Annotated in this window: 15 protein-coding genes and 1 pseudogene; 7 read left to right on the forward strand and 9 right to left on the reverse strand. The window is 71.1% G+C overall.

Annotated features, from left to right (window positions below; genetic code table 11):
- Nucleotides 1–238: 238 nt before the first annotated feature.
- Nucleotides 239–1336, forward strand: coding sequence for a 3-deoxy-7-phosphoheptulonate synthase (locus ACFWPA_RS11095; protein WP_378570172.1), 1098 nt, complete (start codon nucleotides 239–241; stop codon nucleotides 1334–1336).
- Here ACFWPA_RS11095 and ACFWPA_RS11100 read toward each other — a convergent pair.
- Nucleotides 1302–1934, reverse strand: coding sequence for an alpha-ketoglutarate-dependent dioxygenase AlkB (locus ACFWPA_RS11100; RefSeq protein ID WP_378570173.1), 633 nt, complete (start codon nucleotides 1932–1934; stop codon nucleotides 1302–1304). The genes ACFWPA_RS11095 and ACFWPA_RS11100 overlap by 35 nt on opposite strands.
- A gap of 10 nt (nucleotides 1935–1944) precedes the next feature.
- Nucleotides 1945–2358 (reverse strand): winged helix-turn-helix transcriptional regulator, encoded by a 414-nt coding sequence (locus ACFWPA_RS11105; protein WP_378570174.1) that lies wholly within the window; start codon nucleotides 2356–2358, stop codon nucleotides 1945–1947.
- Nucleotides 2359–2436: 78 nt separating this feature from the next.
- Between ACFWPA_RS11105 and ACFWPA_RS11110 the strand changes: the two genes are divergently transcribed.
- Complete coding sequence (locus ACFWPA_RS11110; RefSeq protein ID WP_378570175.1) at nucleotides 2437–2847, forward strand: RidA family protein; 411 nt, start codon at nucleotides 2437–2439, stop codon at nucleotides 2845–2847.
- A gap of 111 nt (nucleotides 2848–2958) precedes the next feature.
- On the opposite strand, the gene ACFWPA_RS11115 is transcribed toward ACFWPA_RS11110, so the two are convergent.
- Nucleotides 2959–3963: a MerR family transcriptional regulator gene (locus tag ACFWPA_RS11115; RefSeq protein WP_378570176.1), complete on the reverse strand. Its 1005-nt coding sequence runs from the start codon at nucleotides 3961–3963 to the stop codon at nucleotides 2959–2961.
- A gap of 9 nt (nucleotides 3964–3972) precedes the next feature.
- The gene (locus tag ACFWPA_RS11120) at nucleotides 3973–4587 is read right to left on the reverse strand and encodes a HEAT repeat domain-containing protein (protein WP_378570198.1); all 615 of its coding nucleotides are present in this window, start codon (nucleotides 4585–4587) and stop codon (nucleotides 3973–3975) included.
- 194 nt (nucleotides 4588–4781) lie between these two features.
- Between ACFWPA_RS11120 and ACFWPA_RS11125 the strand changes: the two genes are divergently transcribed.
- Nucleotides 4782–5207 carry a VOC family protein gene (locus ACFWPA_RS11125; RefSeq protein ID WP_378570177.1) on the forward strand — a complete coding sequence of 142 codons (426 nt, stop codon included), beginning with the start codon at nucleotides 4782–4784 and terminating at the stop codon, nucleotides 5205–5207.
- Here the strand turns inward: ACFWPA_RS11125 and ACFWPA_RS11130 are convergent.
- Both ACFWPA_RS11130 and ACFWPA_RS11135 read right to left on the reverse strand, forming a co-directional pair.
- Nucleotides 5204–6223, reverse strand: coding sequence for an AraC family transcriptional regulator (locus tag ACFWPA_RS11130; protein ID WP_378509035.1), 1020 nt, complete (start codon nucleotides 6221–6223; stop codon nucleotides 5204–5206). The two genes, ACFWPA_RS11125 and ACFWPA_RS11130, sit on opposite strands and share 4 nt — an antisense overlap.
- 7 nt (nucleotides 6224–6230) lie before the next feature.
- Complete coding sequence (locus ACFWPA_RS11135; RefSeq protein WP_378570178.1) at nucleotides 6231–7415, reverse strand: pyridoxal phosphate-dependent aminotransferase; 1185 nt, start codon at nucleotides 7413–7415, stop codon at nucleotides 6231–6233.
- A 67-nt stretch (nucleotides 7416–7482) separates the two neighbouring features.
- On the opposite strand from ACFWPA_RS11135, the gene ACFWPA_RS11140 reads away from it, so the two are divergent.
- The 3 genes from ACFWPA_RS11140 to ACFWPA_RS11150 all read left to right on the forward strand — a co-directional run bounded on the left by ACFWPA_RS11140 (nucleotide 7483) and on the right by ACFWPA_RS11150 (nucleotide 10674).
- Entirely contained in the window at nucleotides 7483–8394 is a 912-nt protein-coding gene (locus tag ACFWPA_RS11140) for an ATP-binding cassette domain-containing protein (RefSeq protein ID WP_378509033.1), read from the forward strand.
- Complete coding sequence (locus tag ACFWPA_RS11145; protein WP_378570179.1) at nucleotides 8391–9971, forward strand: ABC transporter permease; 1581 nt, start codon at nucleotides 8391–8393, stop codon at nucleotides 9969–9971. Before ACFWPA_RS11140 ends, ACFWPA_RS11145 begins: the two co-directional genes overlap by 4 nt.
- Before the next feature lie 100 nt (nucleotides 9972–10071).
- Nucleotides 10072–10674 (forward strand): carboxymuconolactone decarboxylase family protein, encoded by a 603-nt coding sequence (locus ACFWPA_RS11150; RefSeq protein ID WP_378570180.1) that lies wholly within the window; start codon nucleotides 10072–10074, stop codon nucleotides 10672–10674.
- On the opposite strand, the gene ACFWPA_RS11155 is transcribed toward ACFWPA_RS11150, so the two are convergent.
- Nucleotides 10601–11566 carry a sigma-70 family RNA polymerase sigma factor gene (locus ACFWPA_RS11155; RefSeq protein ID WP_378570181.1) on the reverse strand — a complete coding sequence of 322 codons (966 nt, stop codon included), beginning with the start codon at nucleotides 11564–11566 and terminating at the stop codon, nucleotides 10601–10603. The two genes, ACFWPA_RS11150 and ACFWPA_RS11155, sit on opposite strands and share 74 nt — an antisense overlap.
- A gap of 97 nt (nucleotides 11567–11663) precedes the next feature.
- Here ACFWPA_RS11155 and ACFWPA_RS11160 point away from each other — a divergent pair.
- Nucleotides 11664–11783: pseudogene (locus tag ACFWPA_RS11160) on the forward strand (LLM class flavin-dependent oxidoreductase); the annotation flags it as partial.
- A gap of 100 nt (nucleotides 11784–11883) precedes the next feature.
- Here ACFWPA_RS11160 and ACFWPA_RS11165 read toward each other — a convergent pair.
- Nucleotides 11884–12543 carry a DUF3239 domain-containing protein gene (locus tag ACFWPA_RS11165; protein WP_378570182.1) on the reverse strand — a complete coding sequence of 220 codons (660 nt, stop codon included), beginning with the start codon at nucleotides 12541–12543 and terminating at the stop codon, nucleotides 11884–11886.
- A gap of 10 nt (nucleotides 12544–12553) precedes the next feature.
- Entirely contained in the window at nucleotides 12554–14233 is a 1680-nt protein-coding gene (locus ACFWPA_RS11170) for a DNA repair helicase XPB (RefSeq protein WP_378570183.1), read from the reverse strand.
- Between the last annotated feature and the right edge of the window lie 100 nt (nucleotides 14234–14333).

The raw sequence follows: 14333 nt of genomic DNA on the forward strand, positions 1-14333 counted from the left end.
AGGCAGCGGAGATGTTCCAACGCGAAGGCGAGCAGCAGTCGACGCAACCGCTTGTGGGCACTGCTACAGTGGCGGCCATGCAGCGCGCATATTTCTGGTTTAGCAGGCCGGCCCCGGGTGGGTCGGTCGGCGTAACCACGCGCTGACCTCTCCACCCCGAGCCGGAATCGACCGGCTCGCGGATGCGTCACACGTCCTGGGTCGGCCGCAAGTCCGTCACCGACGAACAGGACACGCAATGACCCTCACGATCGACACCACCCGCGATCTCGACGACCAGCGGACCATCTCGATCTCCCCGCTGGCCGCGCCGAGTGTGATCCGCGGTGAGCACCCCGCCGATGACGCGGTCGCGGCCACGGTCCGGGCAGGTCGCGGCGCTACCGTCGACATCCTCACCGGCCGCGACGACCGGCTGATGGTCGTGGTCGGGCCGTGCTCCGTGCACGACACCGAGGCCGCCCTCGACTACGCCCGCAGGCTCGCGGCCAAGGCCGACGAGCATCGCGACACCCTGCACGTCGTGATGCGGGTGTACTTCGAGAAGCCGCGCACCACCCTCGGGTGGAAGGGATTGATCAACGACCCGCACCTGGACGGCACCTTCGACATCAACACAGGGCTGCGGATGGGCCGCAAGTTGCTCGTCGACATCACCGAGATCGGCCTCCCCGTCGGGTGCGAGTTCCTCGACCCGATCACCCCGCAGTACATCGCGGACCTGGTCAGCTACGGCTCGATCGGTGCCCGCACCGCCGCCAGCCAGGTGCACCGGCAGCTGTGCAGTGCGCTCTCGATGCCGGTCGGCATCAAGAACTCCACCGAGGGTGACGTGCAGGTCGCCGTCGACGGCACCCGCGCCGCCGGCGCCAGCCACGTGTTCCCGGGCACCGACCTGGGCGGTCAGTCCGCGCTGATCCGCACGGTCGGCAACCCGGACTGCCATGTCATCCTGCGGGGCAGCAGCGCCGGACCGAACTATGACCGCGAGTCGGTCGCGGACACCCTTGCGCGGCTTGCCAAGGCGGGTCTGCCCGAGCGAGTCGTCGTCGACGCCAGTCATGGCAACAGCCAGAAGAACCACGAGCGTCAGGTCGATGTCGTTACCGACATCGCCAACCGGATCGCCGGCGGCGAGAAGGGTGTCGTCGGGATCATGCTGGAGAGCTTCCTCGAGGCGGGTAGGCAGGACCTGACCCTCGGCCGCGCGGACGAGCTCACCTACGGGCAGTCCATCACCGATGCCTGCCTCGACTGGGGCACCACGGCCGCGCAGCTGGACCGGCTCGCCGCGGCCGTGGTCAGCGCACGCCGCGCGTCCGGAACTGCACGCTGATTCGCGGACCGGTGGGGCGCGTCGTCTTCGGGACGGCGTGCTCCCAGGTGCGTTGACAGGATCCGCCCATCACGAGCAGGTCGCCGTGGCCGAGGGAGAACCTGGGAGCCTCGCCACCACCACTGCGGGGTCGCAGTGCCAGTGGACGCGCCGCACCGAGGGACAGGATCGCGACCATCGTGTCCTCGGTGGCGCCGCGCCCGATGGTGTCACCGTGCCAGGCGACGCTGTCGTGACCGTCCCGGTACCAGCACAGTCCGGCGGTGGTGAATGCTTCGCGCAGCTCCGGGCGGTAGTGCTCGCTGAGGAGGTCCCGCGCCCGAGCCAGCAACGGGTGGGGGAGCGCGACCTCCCTGTCGTAGAACGCGACCAGGCGCGGGACGCTGATCACGCGGTTGTACATTCGGCGTTGCTCCGCGCGCCACGCCGCCGAGGTCGTGAGGTGGGTGAACAGGCTGTCCGACCCGCTGAGCCAGCCGGGGAGCACGTCCACCCAGGCGCCGCCCGCGAGTTCGCGGCGGCGCACACCGGTCAGTGACGCGAACCGTGGACCGGCGGTGGGATCGTCGAACAGCGACGCCTGCAGGGCCTGTTCCATGCGACCGATGCTACCCCGATGCTCGAACAGATGTTCCCATTCTTGGGGCAGGCTCGGTGTCGTCGAAACGCGTGCGGGCCGATTCGATCGCGGGCAGGTGCTCGTCGGCCCATGCGAGCAGGACATCGACCGGGTGGCGCAGGGTCTTTCCGAGCGGCGTCATTCGGTACTCGACCGCCACCGGGCGGGACCCGATCACCGTGCGCTCGATGATGCCGTTGCGTTCGAGTCGCCGCAGGGTTGCCGTCAGTGACTTCTGGGTCACCGCCGGGATCGCGCGTCGCAGTTCGTTGAACCGGTGGGGGCTCTCGCACAGCTCGTTGCACACCGCCAACGACCACTTGTCGAGGACCTGGTCGAGCAGTTCACGGTGCGGCGCGGTGACTCGCAGTTCGTCCGCGGGCGGTGGGGTGGTTTCGTGCATGCAACCTAGTCTCGTTGAAGTGCCCTTCGGGAACCAAGTATCACTGAGATACCAACCGGAGAATTCGAGGAGACAGCCATGACCGTTCGGTACCTCAGCCCCGAGGGCATGACCCGGCCCGCCCCCTATCACCACGTCGCGGTCGGCGTCGGCAGTCGCCACGTCCACGTCGCGGGACAGATCGCGCGACGTGCCGACGGCACGCCGGTGTCGCCGGGCAGCCTGGATGGGCAGGTCGCGCAGGCCTTGCGCAACACGGCCACCGGTCTGGCCGGCGCGGGAGCATCTTTCGCTGACGTTCTGCGACTGACCTTCTACGTCACCGGATGGGCGCCCGAGAGGATCGGTGACTTCATGGCCGGCGTGGAGCAGGTTGCCGCCGAAATCGGACTGCCGTCGCCGATGCCGCCTGCCTCGCTCATCGGCGTCGACTACCTCTTCGAGCCCGACGTTCTCGTCGAGGTGGAGGCGACAGCCGTCCTCGACTGAACCTCGGTCCTGTAACGGCCCGGGTTTCGCGAACGGTCCGGGTGAATCACGGCCGACCGGGGAGGAACGACACACGGACCCCGCCCCGGAGGGGCGCCGGGTGTCGTGGGCTCACACGGGACCGGCCTGCTCCCGTAGATGCACGATCGCCGCCGCCGTCGCCGCGACGGTCCGGTCGGCATCTCCGGTGAGTCGGAGCAGGGCCTGGTGTGCCGTGGTGCCGGGAATCTCGGCCAACGCCTGCGTGATTCGGAGTCGGGTGGGTCCGTCGGCGGAGGAGTCGACGTCGCCCTGCAGGGCCCCGACGATCTCGTCGCCGACCCCCGCGACCTCCGCGAGCCGGCCCAGCACCTCCGCGGCCTCGACGTCACGACCACCGGCGACGACCATCCCGAGGAGGACGGGAATCGCGTCGACGCCACCGCGGGCGCCGAGTTCGAGGGCGGCGCGGCCGCGGACGGCACCGTCCGCGTCGCCGATCGCCCGCCGCAGCAGGGCGGTGGCCTCCGCGGCGGGTACCGACGCGATCGCCTCGACGGCGCGGCGCCGCACCTCGGCGGCGTCGGCGTCCAGACCGACTGCCAGCTCCGCCAACCCTCGACCGTCCGCCCGCGCCAACGACCACCTCAGCGCCCCCGCGACGTTGGCGTCCTCCTCGGTGAGCGCCGCCTCGGCCAGGGCCCGGGCGGGCACCGGCGCCTCGTGCGATAGCACCGCCTGCTGGCGGCGTCCCCCGGACTCCGATTCCAGCGCACGCAGCAGTGCGACCAGATGCAGGACATCACCCCACTGTGCAGGCGCGGCGGCGTCCACGCGTTCGAGCCTGGTGAGCAGTTCCTGCTCGGCAGCGATCCGCTGCCGGGTGTGCCGGATCAGCTCACCGACCAGGTCAGCGGGGGCGAATCCGGGCTCGTCGAGGGCCCGCCGTGTGTTGGTGAGGGATAGGCCGAGCGTCCGCAGGCTCTCGACGTGGAAGAGCCGGCGGATGTCGTCGGCGGAGTACTCGCGGTAGCCGCCCGCGGTGCGGCCGGTCGGCGTCACCAGCCCCAGCGCGTCGTAGTGCCGCAGCACGCGTGCGCTGAGGCCAGTGAGCCGCGAGACCTCTCCGATCAACATCGCGCCGCCCTATGCCTCGCGGCCGACCGCGACGCGTTTCGCCGCCGCGACCGAGACGGTGAAGCCGCTGTCCGGGTCGCGATGCAGCCGATCGGTGGCCTCCGCGTGCGCCCGGACCAGCGGATTGGTGCTCGTGGCCGCCTCACCCAGGACCGGGAGGATGGCGTCCCCGAGCGCCACCAGCGCGCGGCTCAGGCTCAGCTGCACGTCCCGGTCGCCGCGCCCCAGCGCCCGCGCCAGCGCGCCGGCGAGCCCGGCCTCGTCGCCGGGCGGGACGAGCGCGACCGCCGCCCGCCACGCGGCCCGCGCCACCTCGTCGTCATCGTCGTGCAGCAGACCCGACACCGCGGGCCAGGCCCGACGGTCCCCGACCTTGGACAGCGTGTGCAGCGCCTGGCTCCTGGCCTGCCCGAGGTCGGAGCCGAGTTCGCGGATCAGCAGGGGCACCGTGACGTCGGCGGGCAACCGGCACAACGCCCAGGTCAGCATGTCGCGGACGAAGAAGTCCGGTTCGACGGCACACCGCGCGATCAGGGCATCTGCCGTGCCGGGGTCGGGCTGGGTCCCGGCGGCGAGCGCGGCCCGCAGCCGCCGCGACGGGTGCGGGTCGGCGAGTACGCCGATCCCGGTGACGGCCTGCCCACCCCCGTCGGTGCTGGTCGTGTCGGTGCTGGTCGTGTCGGTGGTGTTCGGGTTGGTCGGGTTCACGTGCAACCACCTCCTTCGTCCGCCACTCCAGTCTCTGACACTGTGTCAGGGTCAAGGGCGCTGTGTCGCGGATCACCGAGAGTGTCGGTGCGGCGTCGTACCGTCCTCGCATGAGCTACGAAATTCAGGTGACGGTGGATTCGAGGCGGCCGCACGATCAGGCGAAGTGGTGGGCGCAGACCCTCGGCTGGCGGGTGGAGCCCAGCGACGAGGACTTCATCCGCGGGCTCGTGGCGGCCGGGCAGGCCCGTGAGGAGGACACCGAGGTCTACGACGGGGTGCTGGTGTGGCGGGTGGGGGCCGGGATCTCCGACCCCGCGCACCCGGACCGGCCGCGGGTGCTGTTCCAGTTGGTTCCCGAGGGCAAGACGGTCAAGAACCGGATGCACTTCGACGTCCGCGCCGGGGACGACCGGGAGGCCGTCGCGCAGGCGCTCGTCGCACGCGGGGCGGCGATCGCGCACCGTGGGGAGCAGGGGCCGTTCCGGTGGATCACGATGACCGACCCGGAGGGCAACGAATTCTGCCTCACCTAGCGAAATGCGCCCGGGGTGCTGCCGGTCCACCGCTTGAACGCGCGGCGGAACGCACTTGGCTCGGAGAACCCGAGCCGAGTCGAGATGTCGTCGACGGAGTCGCCGCGGGCGAGCCCGGAGATGGCGGCGTCCCGCAGCACCTCCTCGCGCAGCTGGTTCAGTGACGTCCCCTCGTGCCGGAGCAGCCGCCGCAGGTGGGCGGCGCTGATGGAGAGCATCTCGGCGATGTCCTCCGCCGTCGCCGCCCGCCCGGCCGCGCCGCGTTCGAGCGCCTTCCGGACCTGAGTTGCCGCGCTGCTGTCGTAATCGCGTTCGGAGAACAACAGATTCGGTGATTCGCGCAGGTACTCCTCGAGGGTTTCCTCGGTCTGGATGATCGGTGCCCGCAGCACCGCGTTGTCCAACTCGATCGCCGCATGGTCGGCACCGAAACTGACCCGCACCCCGAAGATCGCGTCGTAGCTGCGGGCCAGGGTCCGGTCCGGCTCCGGATACGGCAGCCGGACCGCCACCAGCTTCACGCGCCTGCCGACCAGCCATGCCGCGAACCGGTGCAGCAACATCAGAACGAAGTCGGTGAGCAGTTGATCGGCGGCGTCGGCGATCTCCGGCCGCAGCGCCGCGTCCCGTTGCGGGATCTCCACGTGCAGCACCGTGGTCGTCGGCGTGGCCTCCAGCCGCAGCGGCGATAGTCCCGGCAGCACCCGGATCACGTCGGCGAGCCGGTCCAGCGCGGCACCGAGGTCGGGACGGTGGATCAGGGTCAGGCACACCACACGGAACGTGCCGCGCGGCACCGGGGCGGTGCCGAGCCCGAACAATTCGTCGTCGGTCAGCCGCCACGCGGCCTGCGTGAACCGGGTCAGCTGCGCGGGCGTGATCCGGCCAGCGCCCTCACCGAGCACCGCAGGGGGGATGCCCGCCGCGGTCAGCGGCGCGCCCATGTCGAAACCGGCGCCAGCGGCGAGGGTGGCGGCGCGGCGGACGAAGTCCGCGGGGACGGTCCGCCCGCTCATCGGCCGGTCACCACCGTCCCGCCAGCTGGTGGAGACGGGCGATCGCCTCGGTCAGCACGTCGTCCCGCTTGCAGAAGGCGAAGCGCACCAGTCGGTTCCACGGCTCCCTGTGATCGGTGAACACGCTGACCGGCACCGCGGCCACCCCGACCCGCTCCGGAAGTGCGCGACAGAACTGCACGCCGTCGTCGATCCCCAACGGGGAAATGTCCGCGCACACGAAGTAGGTTCCCGCGCTGGCACGGACACCAAACCCGGCCTCGGCGAGTGCGGCCGACAACCGGTCACGCTTGTGCTGCAACACCGCTCGCTGCTCGGTCACCCAGGGCATTTCGAACCGAAGCGCGTGCGCGACCGCGGGCTGGAACGGGCCGCCGGCGACAAACGACATGAACTGCTTTGCTGTGCGCACCGCGTCGACGAGTTCCGCTGGGCCGCAGACCCATCCGGTCTTCCAACCGGTGACCGCGAACGTCTTCGCGGCACTCGACACCGTCACCGTCCGCTCCGCCATCCCCGGCAGCATCCCGATCGGGCTGTGGGCTGCGCCGTCGAACACCAGATGCTCGTACACCTCGTCGCTGAGCACCAGCACCTCGTGCCGGACCGCGAGCTCGGCGATCGCGGCCAGCTCGGCGTCGGACAGGACGGTGCCCGTCGGGTTGTGCGGGGTGTTCACCACGATCATCCGGGTCCGCGGCCCGACCGCCGCCCGCAACGCGTCCAGATCCAGCGCGAACCCGTCCCCGTCGGCAACCAGAGGCACCGTCCGCCGCACCCCGCCGGCGAGCGCGACGGCCGCGGCGTAGGAGTCGTAGTACGGCTCGATCAGCACCACCTCCTGACCCGGTTCCACCAGCCCGAGCAGCGTCGCGCTGATCGCCTCGGTCGCACCGACCGTGACCAGCACCTCGGTGTCCGGGTCGAAGACCTGCCCGTACCGGGCGGCGCGGTCCGCGGCGATCGCCTCCCGCAGCACCGGCATCCCCGGCCCCGGCGGGTACTGGTTCAGTCCGTCCGCGATCGCGGTGCGGGCGACCTCCAGCATCGCCGCAGGCCCGTCGGTGTCGGGGAAGCCCTGCCCCAGGTTGATCGCGCCGGTCCGCACCGCAAGAGCCGTCATCTCCGCGAAGATCGTCGAGGCGAACGGTTGCAGGCGGGTCACCGTCTGACTGTGGCGTGCGGCGGGCATTGCCCCAGCCTAGCGACGCGCACCCGAAACACTCGCCCCCGGTTGGGCTCGGCCGTACGGTGGTCGAATGACCCCGGCAATCGAAATTTCGAAGCTGGTCAAGACGTTCGGCCGGACCGCGGCGCTCGACGGGCTAGACCTGACCGTCGAGGCGGGGGAGGTGCACGGCTTCCTCGGGCCAAACGGGGCGGGCAAGTCGACAACGATCCGGGTGCTGCTCGGTCTGCTCCGCGCCGACAGCGGCACCGCCCGACTGCTCGGCGGCGACCCGTGGCGCGACGTCGCGGACCTGCACCGTCGGCTCGCCTATGTGCCCGGCGATGTGAACCTGTGGCCCAACCTGTCCGGCGGCGAGGTCATCGACCTGCTCGGGCGGCTGCGCGGCGGCCTCAACGAGGCCCGGCGGGCCGACCTGGTGGACCGATTCGACCTGGATCCGACGAAGAAGGGCCGCACCTACTCGAAGGGCAACCGGCAGAAGGTTGCGCTGGTCGCCGCGCTCGCCTCCGACGCGGAACTGCTGATGCTCGACGAACCGACGTCCGGGCTGGATCCGTTGATGGAGGCCGTCTTCCAGGAATGCATCGAGGAGGTCACCCGGCAGGGCCGCACCGTGCTGCTGTCGAGTCACATCCTCGCCCAGGTGGAGGCGCTCTGCGGTCGGCTCACCATCATCCGGTTGGGTCGGACGGTCGAGACCGGCTCCCTCGCCGAGCTGCGGCACCTGACCCGCACCTCGATCGCGTGCCAGACGGCCACCCCCGCCACCGGACTTGAGGCGCTCACCGGGGTGCACGACCTCGTCGTCGACGGCACCAGGGCGCGTTTCCAGGTGGACACCGCCGAGCTCGACGCCGCGGTCCGGCACCTGTCCGGGTTCGGCATCCGCACCCTCACCAGCCAGCCGCCGACACTGGAGGAACTGTTTCTGCGCCACTACGGGGACGAACTCGCCGCGGCGGGGGTCGACGAATCGTGAGCGCACTGGCCGGGACCGGCACCCTCACCCGGTTCGTGCTGCGCAGGGAACGCGTCGCGCTGGTCGGGTGGCTGCTCGGCGGCGTCCTCGTGTACTACTCACAGGCCGTCGGCGTGGACATCGCCTACCCGACCCAGGCCGACCTGGACGCCGTCGCCGCCAGCATGGAGAACAATGCCGCGATGATCGCGATGGCGGGCCCGCCGCGCGTACTGGACACCATCGGCGGCCAGGTCGCGTTCCAGGCCAGTGCCTTCGGGATGATCGTCGCCGCGTTGATGGCCATGTTCCTGATCGGCAGGCACACCCGCGCAGACGAGGAGAACGGCCGCGACGAGCTGATTCGCTCGGGCGTGGTCGGCCGGTACGCGCCGGTCGCGGCGGCGGTGATCGTGACCGCCGCGGCGTGTGTCCTGTACGGCGTCGTCGTCGCGGCAAGCCTGATCTCCTACGGGTTGCCGGTTGCCGGGTCGGCGGCGCTCGGGGTCGGTGCCACCTGCGCGGGACTGGTGTTCGCCGCGGTCGCGCTGCTGGCGGCGCAGGTCACCGGCAGTACTCGGACGGTATACGGGGCGACCGGTGCCGCGATTGCCGTCGCCTACGTGCTGCGTGCGGTCGGTGATGTCGGGGGAGGCACCCTGTCCTGGCTCTCACCCCTGGGGTGGGGTCAGGCGATGCGCCCCTACGACGGCGAGATCTGGTGGCCCGCAGCACTGTCGGTGGCGGTCGCCGCGCTCGTCGCCGGGCTCGCCCTCGCCGTGCTCGACCGCCGCGACATCGGCGCCGGGGTGCTGCCGCCGCGGCCGGGCCCCGCCCGCGGCGGCGCGAGCACCGCTGGCGCGGCCGGGCTGGCCTGGCGGCTCCAACGCGGCTCGCTGATCGGCTGGTCGATCGGGATGCTCGCCGCCGGGCTGGCATTCGGCACCATCGGCAACGACGTTGGCGACCTGCTCGGTGACGTGGACCTCGGGGAACTGCTCGGGCAGGCCACCGCGAGCCTGGTGGACGCGTTCTACGCGATGGCCGCGTCGATGCTCGCGATGATCGCGTCCGCATTCACCATCTCCTCGGCGCTGCGGCTGCGCTCCGAGGAGACCGCGGGCCACGCCGAACCGCTGCTGGCGACCACGCTGACCCGGGTCCGCTGGCTGGGGTCGCACGCCGGCGTGATGCTCGTCGGGTCGGCGCTGGTCGTCGCGCTCGGCGGGCTCGGCACCGGCCTGATGTACGGGGCGATCACCGGGGACCTCGCCGAGGTGCCGCGGCTGCTCGGCGCCGCGCTGGTGTACCTGCCCGCCGTGTGGGTGCTCGGCGGTCTCGCCCTGCTGCTGTTCGGCGCGGCCCCGCGGGCCACGGTCGTGGCGTGGCTCGCGTTGGCGTTCTGTTTCGTGGTGCTGATGTTCGGCTCCACCCTCAAGTTCCCGGAGTGGCTGATGGCACTGTCCCCGTTTCATCACCTGCCGCTGGTGCCCGCGGTCCCGGTCGACTGGGTGCCGGTGCTGGTCGTGACCCTGGTTGCGGCCCTGCTCTGCGCGGCGGGGGCGGTCGCGTTCCGCCGCCGCGACGTGGCCGCCTGACCGGCCCGCACCGCCGCCGGAACCTGCGTGTCACATTCCCCGCCCCCGTCTCGTCCAAGTCGACGAGAGGATGTTCGCCCACCGACAGCAAGGAGACGTCATGCCCCGCATCGCCCCGCTCGCGCCCTCCGACGCCGGACCCCTGGTCCGGCTCGCGTACCGCGTCATGGGCCGCCGCTTCGGATCCGTCCCGGAACCCTTCGCCGTCGTCGCCCATCACCGGAAGCTGTTCGTCGCGTCGTCCGTGCAGGAGCTCGCCGCCGAGAAGGCATCGACGGTGCTGCCCGCCGCCGTCCGCGAGATCGCGGTGTACCGGGTGGCGTGGACCGTCGGATGCTCCTGGTGCGTCGACTTCGGGTCGATGCTGATGCGTCTCGACGGCCTGGACATCGACCGGCTGCAGCACATCGAGGACTACCGCACCTCCGCGCTGTACAGCGACGACGAGCGCGCGGCCATCGACTACGCGGACGCGATGACCGCCACCCCCACCGAGGTGACCGACGAGCAGGTCGCCGACCTCGAACGCCGGTTCGGGAAGGCCGGTGTCGTCGAGTTGACCTACCAGATCGCGCTGGAGAATCAGCGGGCCAGGACGTACTCGGCCCTCGGCATCGTCGACCAGGGATTCAGCACGGATTCGTGTCGTGTCCCGTGGGCGGATCCGCAAGCCGACCCGGCTCCGTCGGGTCCGGCATCCTGACCCCGGACAACTTGGTGGGGTTCGCGAAGTCGTAGGCGGCCCACACCTTTCCGTCCCGAACGGTGAACCCGGCGACCCGGGCGGCGAAGCCGGGGTGGGTCTCGTCGCCCGGCGATCCGGGGGAGAGGATGCCGAGTCGGCCGTTGACCAGCGCGGGCCGGTACGTCAACAGCGCGTCCGGGCCGTACTTGGCGGCGAGGCCGAGGAAGAAGCGGGCGAACCGGTCGGCGCCGTGCAGGACGTTGACGGCGGTGCGGGTGGTCCCACCCGCATCGCCGATCACCAGCGCGTCCGGGTGCAGCGCGTCGAGGACCGCCTGCAGGTCGCCGCTCGCCAGCGCGACCAGCAGGTGCTCCACCGCGGCGTCGTGCCCGGGGTCCGGCGGGGGCACGTCCGCCGCGGCGACCGCCCGCCGCGCCCGGGACGCCAGCTGCCTGCTGCCCGCGACCGAGGTGCCGAGCACCTGGGCGATCGCGTCGAACGGCACGCCGAACCCGTCGTGCAGCACGAACGCCGTTCGCTGGTCGGGGCCGAGGGTGTCGAGGACGACGAGCGCCGCGATCCGGGCGTCCTCCCCCCGGACCACCGCGTCGAGCGGGTCCACCGGTGTGGCCCCGGCAAGCGGCGTCACCACCGGCTCCGGAAGCCATTGCCCCACATACGTTTCTCTGCGTACCGCGGCGCTGCGCAGGTGGTCGAGGCAGATCCGGCCGACCACGGTCGTCAACCACGCCCGCAGGTTCACGATGCGGTCGCGGTCCGTGTCCCGCAGCCGCAACCACGCCTCCTGGACGGCGTCCTCCGCGTCCGCGACCGAGCCGGTCAGCCGGTAGCCGACCGACAGCAGATGGCCGCGGTGCGCCTCGAACTCGTCCACCAGGATGTCCTGCACCGGGTCGAGTGTACGGGCGGCAGACTCCGAACGGCACCGTCGTCGATCCTGTCTCGGTACCGTTCCGTCCCATGCGATTCGGCATGTTCGTGCGTACGCGATGAGCTACCGGAACCCCGCCTACCTGGCGACGGTCGCCGCGACCGCCGACCTGATCTCCGGTGGCCGGATCGAGATGGGGATCGGTGCCGGATGGCTCGAACACCAGCGGCGCGCATCGCCCGGCGCACGGCGCCGGAGCCGACTCAGCGCACGGCGCGGGAGCCGACTCAGCGCACGGCGCGGGAGCCGACTCAGCGCACGGCGCCGGAGCTGACTCAGCGGATGTCGTCGGGGTCGACGGGCAGCTGCTGGTTCTTCGCGCGCGGCACATCGTCGGTCAGCGGGATCGACTTCGTCAGCAGCTTCCACTCCGCGTTCGGGATCTGCTCGATCGCGCGGCGGATCACCTTCGGGTCCCTGGTGCCCCACGCGACGGGCATCGGGCTGACCATCTGCCAGGTGTCCGCCGCCGAGTTGGTGGAGCGGTCGGAGAGCACCGAGATCGACGGCACCCGCTCCCCGACATTCGACATCGAGTGGCCGGGCAGGGTGCGGATGGTGCGGGTCACCAGCGCGTAGTGCGGCTGGCTCGCGCCCGGCTTCGCGGTGTTCACCAACGCAAGCAGCGTCGCACCCCTGGGGCGGGTGACCGCGACGATCGCGGGCACCAGCTCACCGTTGGCGTACAGGTCCTCCACCGACCCGACCTTGCGGGGCGCCCAGAACGCCATCCACACCGACGCCGCCGCGACCACCAGCGCGACCACGCCGAGAATGTACGACCACGGATGCGCAAGGACGATCAGCCAGACCCCGATCGCCACGAACAGCAGTCCGGTGATGATCGCGGCCCAGCGCAGGCGACGGACATCGCCGACCGTCTCGTTGACCGACGTGGCGTGGGCGGTGTCTACGTGGAACTCGAAGCGGCGCACACACCTATTCCTACCCGATCGCCGGTCCGAGCAGGTCGTCCGCGTCGGTGATCCGGTACGCGTACCCCTGCTCGGCCAGGAACCGCTGCCGGTGCGCCGCGTACTCGGCGTCGAGGGTGTCGCGGGCGACGACCGAGTAAAAGTGCGCCTGCCCGCCGTCGTGCTTGGGGCGCAGCAACCTGCCGAGCCGCTGCGCCTCCTCCTGCCGGGACCCGAACGTGCCCGACACCTGCACGGCGACCGACGCCTCCGGCAGGTCGATTGAAAAGTTCGCAACCTTGCTCACCACCAGCGTCGAGATCTCCCCGGCCCGGAACGCGTCGAACAGCTGCTCGCGTTCCTTCGTCTTCGTGGACCCCTTGATCACCGGCGCGCCGAGCGCCTCGCCGAGCTCGTCGAGCTGGTCGAGGTAGGCGCCGATCACCAGGGTCGGGGAGTCGGGGTGCCGGCCCAGGATCGACTTCACCACCGCGTTCTTGGTGTGCGCGGTGGAGCACAGCTTGTAGCGTTCCTCCGGTTCGGCGGTCGCGTACGCCATCCGCTCGGCGTCGGTCAGCGTCACCCGGACCTCGACGCAGTCGGCGGGCGCGATCCAGCCCTGCGCCTCGATGTCCTTCCACGGTGCGTCGTACCGCTTCGGCCCGATCAGCGAGAACACGTCGCCCTCCCGGCCGTCCTCCCGGACCAGCGTGGCGGTCAGTCCCAGCCTGCGCCGGGACTGCAGGTCCGCGGTCATCCGGAACACCGGCGCGGGCAGCAGATGCACCTCGTCGTAGATGACCAGGCCCCAGTCCCGGGAGTCGAACAGTTCCAGGTGCTTGTACTCGCCCTTCGACTTGCGGGTGATCACCTGGTAGGTGGCGATGGTGACGGGGCGGATCTCCTTCTTCTCGCCGGAGTACTCGCCGATCTCGTCCTCGGTCAGGGACGTCCGCGCGATCAGTTCCCGCTTCCACTGCCTGCCCGCGACGGTGTTGGTGACCAGGATCAGCGTCGTCGCCTTCGCCTTCGCCATCGCGGCGGCGCCGACCATCGTCTTACCGGCGCCGCACGGCAGCACCACGACGCCGGAGCCGCCCGCCCAGAACGAGTCCGCCGCCATCTCCTGGTAGTCCCGCAGGTGCCAGCCGCCGTCCGCGGACCCGGGGAACCGGCCGTCGTAGTCGAGTTCGATCGGGTGCGCCTCGCCGTCCACGTAGCCGGCGAGGTCCTCCGCCGGCCAGCCGATCTTGAGCAGCAGCTGCTTGAGGTGGCCGCGTTCGGACGGGTGCACGACGACGGTGTCCTCGTCGACCTGGGCGCCGAGCATCGGGGCGATCTTCTTGTGCCTGCGCACCTCGGTGAGCACCGCCCGGTCCAGGCTGACCAGCACCAGCCCGTGCGCCGGGTTCTTCACCAGCTGCAGCCGCCCGTACCGCGCCATCGTGTCGACGACATCGACCAGCAGCGGCTGCGGCACCGCAAACCGGGAGTAGGTGACGAGGGCGTCGACGACCTGCTCGGCGTCGTGCCCGGCGGCCCGCGCGTTCCACAGGGCGAGGGGGGTGACGCGGTAGGTGTGCACGTGCTCGGGTGCGCGTTCGAGTTCGGCGAACGGCGCGATCGCCTGCCGGGCCCGATCGGCCAGCGGATGGTCGACCTCGAGCAGCAGGGTCTTGTCGGACTGGACGATGAGCGGTCCGTCGGTCACGTGCGCCTCCTAGCGTGGACAACCACTCCATTGTCCACGCTGCGCGGAGGAGGCGGCGTGATCCGTCGTCGCGGGTGCCCGACCGCGCAGGAGCGAGCGG

It is taken from the genome of Rhodococcus sp. NPDC058505 (genome assembly GCF_042720095.1).
In the GTDB taxonomy this organism is placed as follows: domain Bacteria; phylum Actinomycetota; class Actinomycetes; order Mycobacteriales; family Mycobacteriaceae; genus Rhodococcus_G.

Bases quoted from the DNA above. Each gene is read 5' to 3' on its own strand.
- ACFWPA_RS11110 (WP_378570175.1), top strand. From the start codon at position 2,437: ATGACCGTTCGGTACCTCAGCCCCGAGGGCATGACCCGGCCCGCCCCC.
- ACFWPA_RS11150 (WP_378570180.1), top strand. From the start codon at position 10,072: ATGCCCCGCATCGCCCCGCTCGCGCCCTCCGACGCCGGACCCCTGGTC.
- ACFWPA_RS11140 (WP_378509033.1), top strand. From the start codon at position 7,483: ATGACCCCGGCAATCGAAATTTCGAAGCTGGTCAAGACGTTCGGCCGG.
- ACFWPA_RS11115 (WP_378570176.1), bottom strand. From the start codon at position 3,963: ATGTTGATCGGAGAGGTCTCGCGGCTCACTGGCCTCAGCGCACGCGTG.
- ACFWPA_RS11135 (WP_378570178.1), bottom strand. From the start codon at position 7,415: ATGCCCGCCGCACGCCACAGTCAGACGGTGACCCGCCTGCAACCGTTC.
- ACFWPA_RS11125 (WP_378570177.1), top strand. From the start codon at position 4,782: ATGAGCTACGAAATTCAGGTGACGGTGGATTCGAGGCGGCCGCACGAT.
- ACFWPA_RS11100 (WP_378570173.1), bottom strand. From the start codon at position 1,934: ATGGAACAGGCCCTGCAGGCGTCGCTGTTCGACGATCCCACCGCCGGT.
- ACFWPA_RS11130 (WP_378509035.1), bottom strand. From the start codon at position 6,223: ATGAGCGGGCGGACCGTCCCCGCGGACTTCGTCCGCCGCGCCGCCACC.
- ACFWPA_RS11105 (WP_378570174.1), bottom strand. From the start codon at position 2,358: ATGCACGAAACCACCCCACCGCCCGCGGACGAACTGCGAGTCACCGCG.
- ACFWPA_RS11095 (WP_378570172.1), top strand. From the start codon at position 239: ATGACCCTCACGATCGACACCACCCGCGATCTCGACGACCAGCGGACC.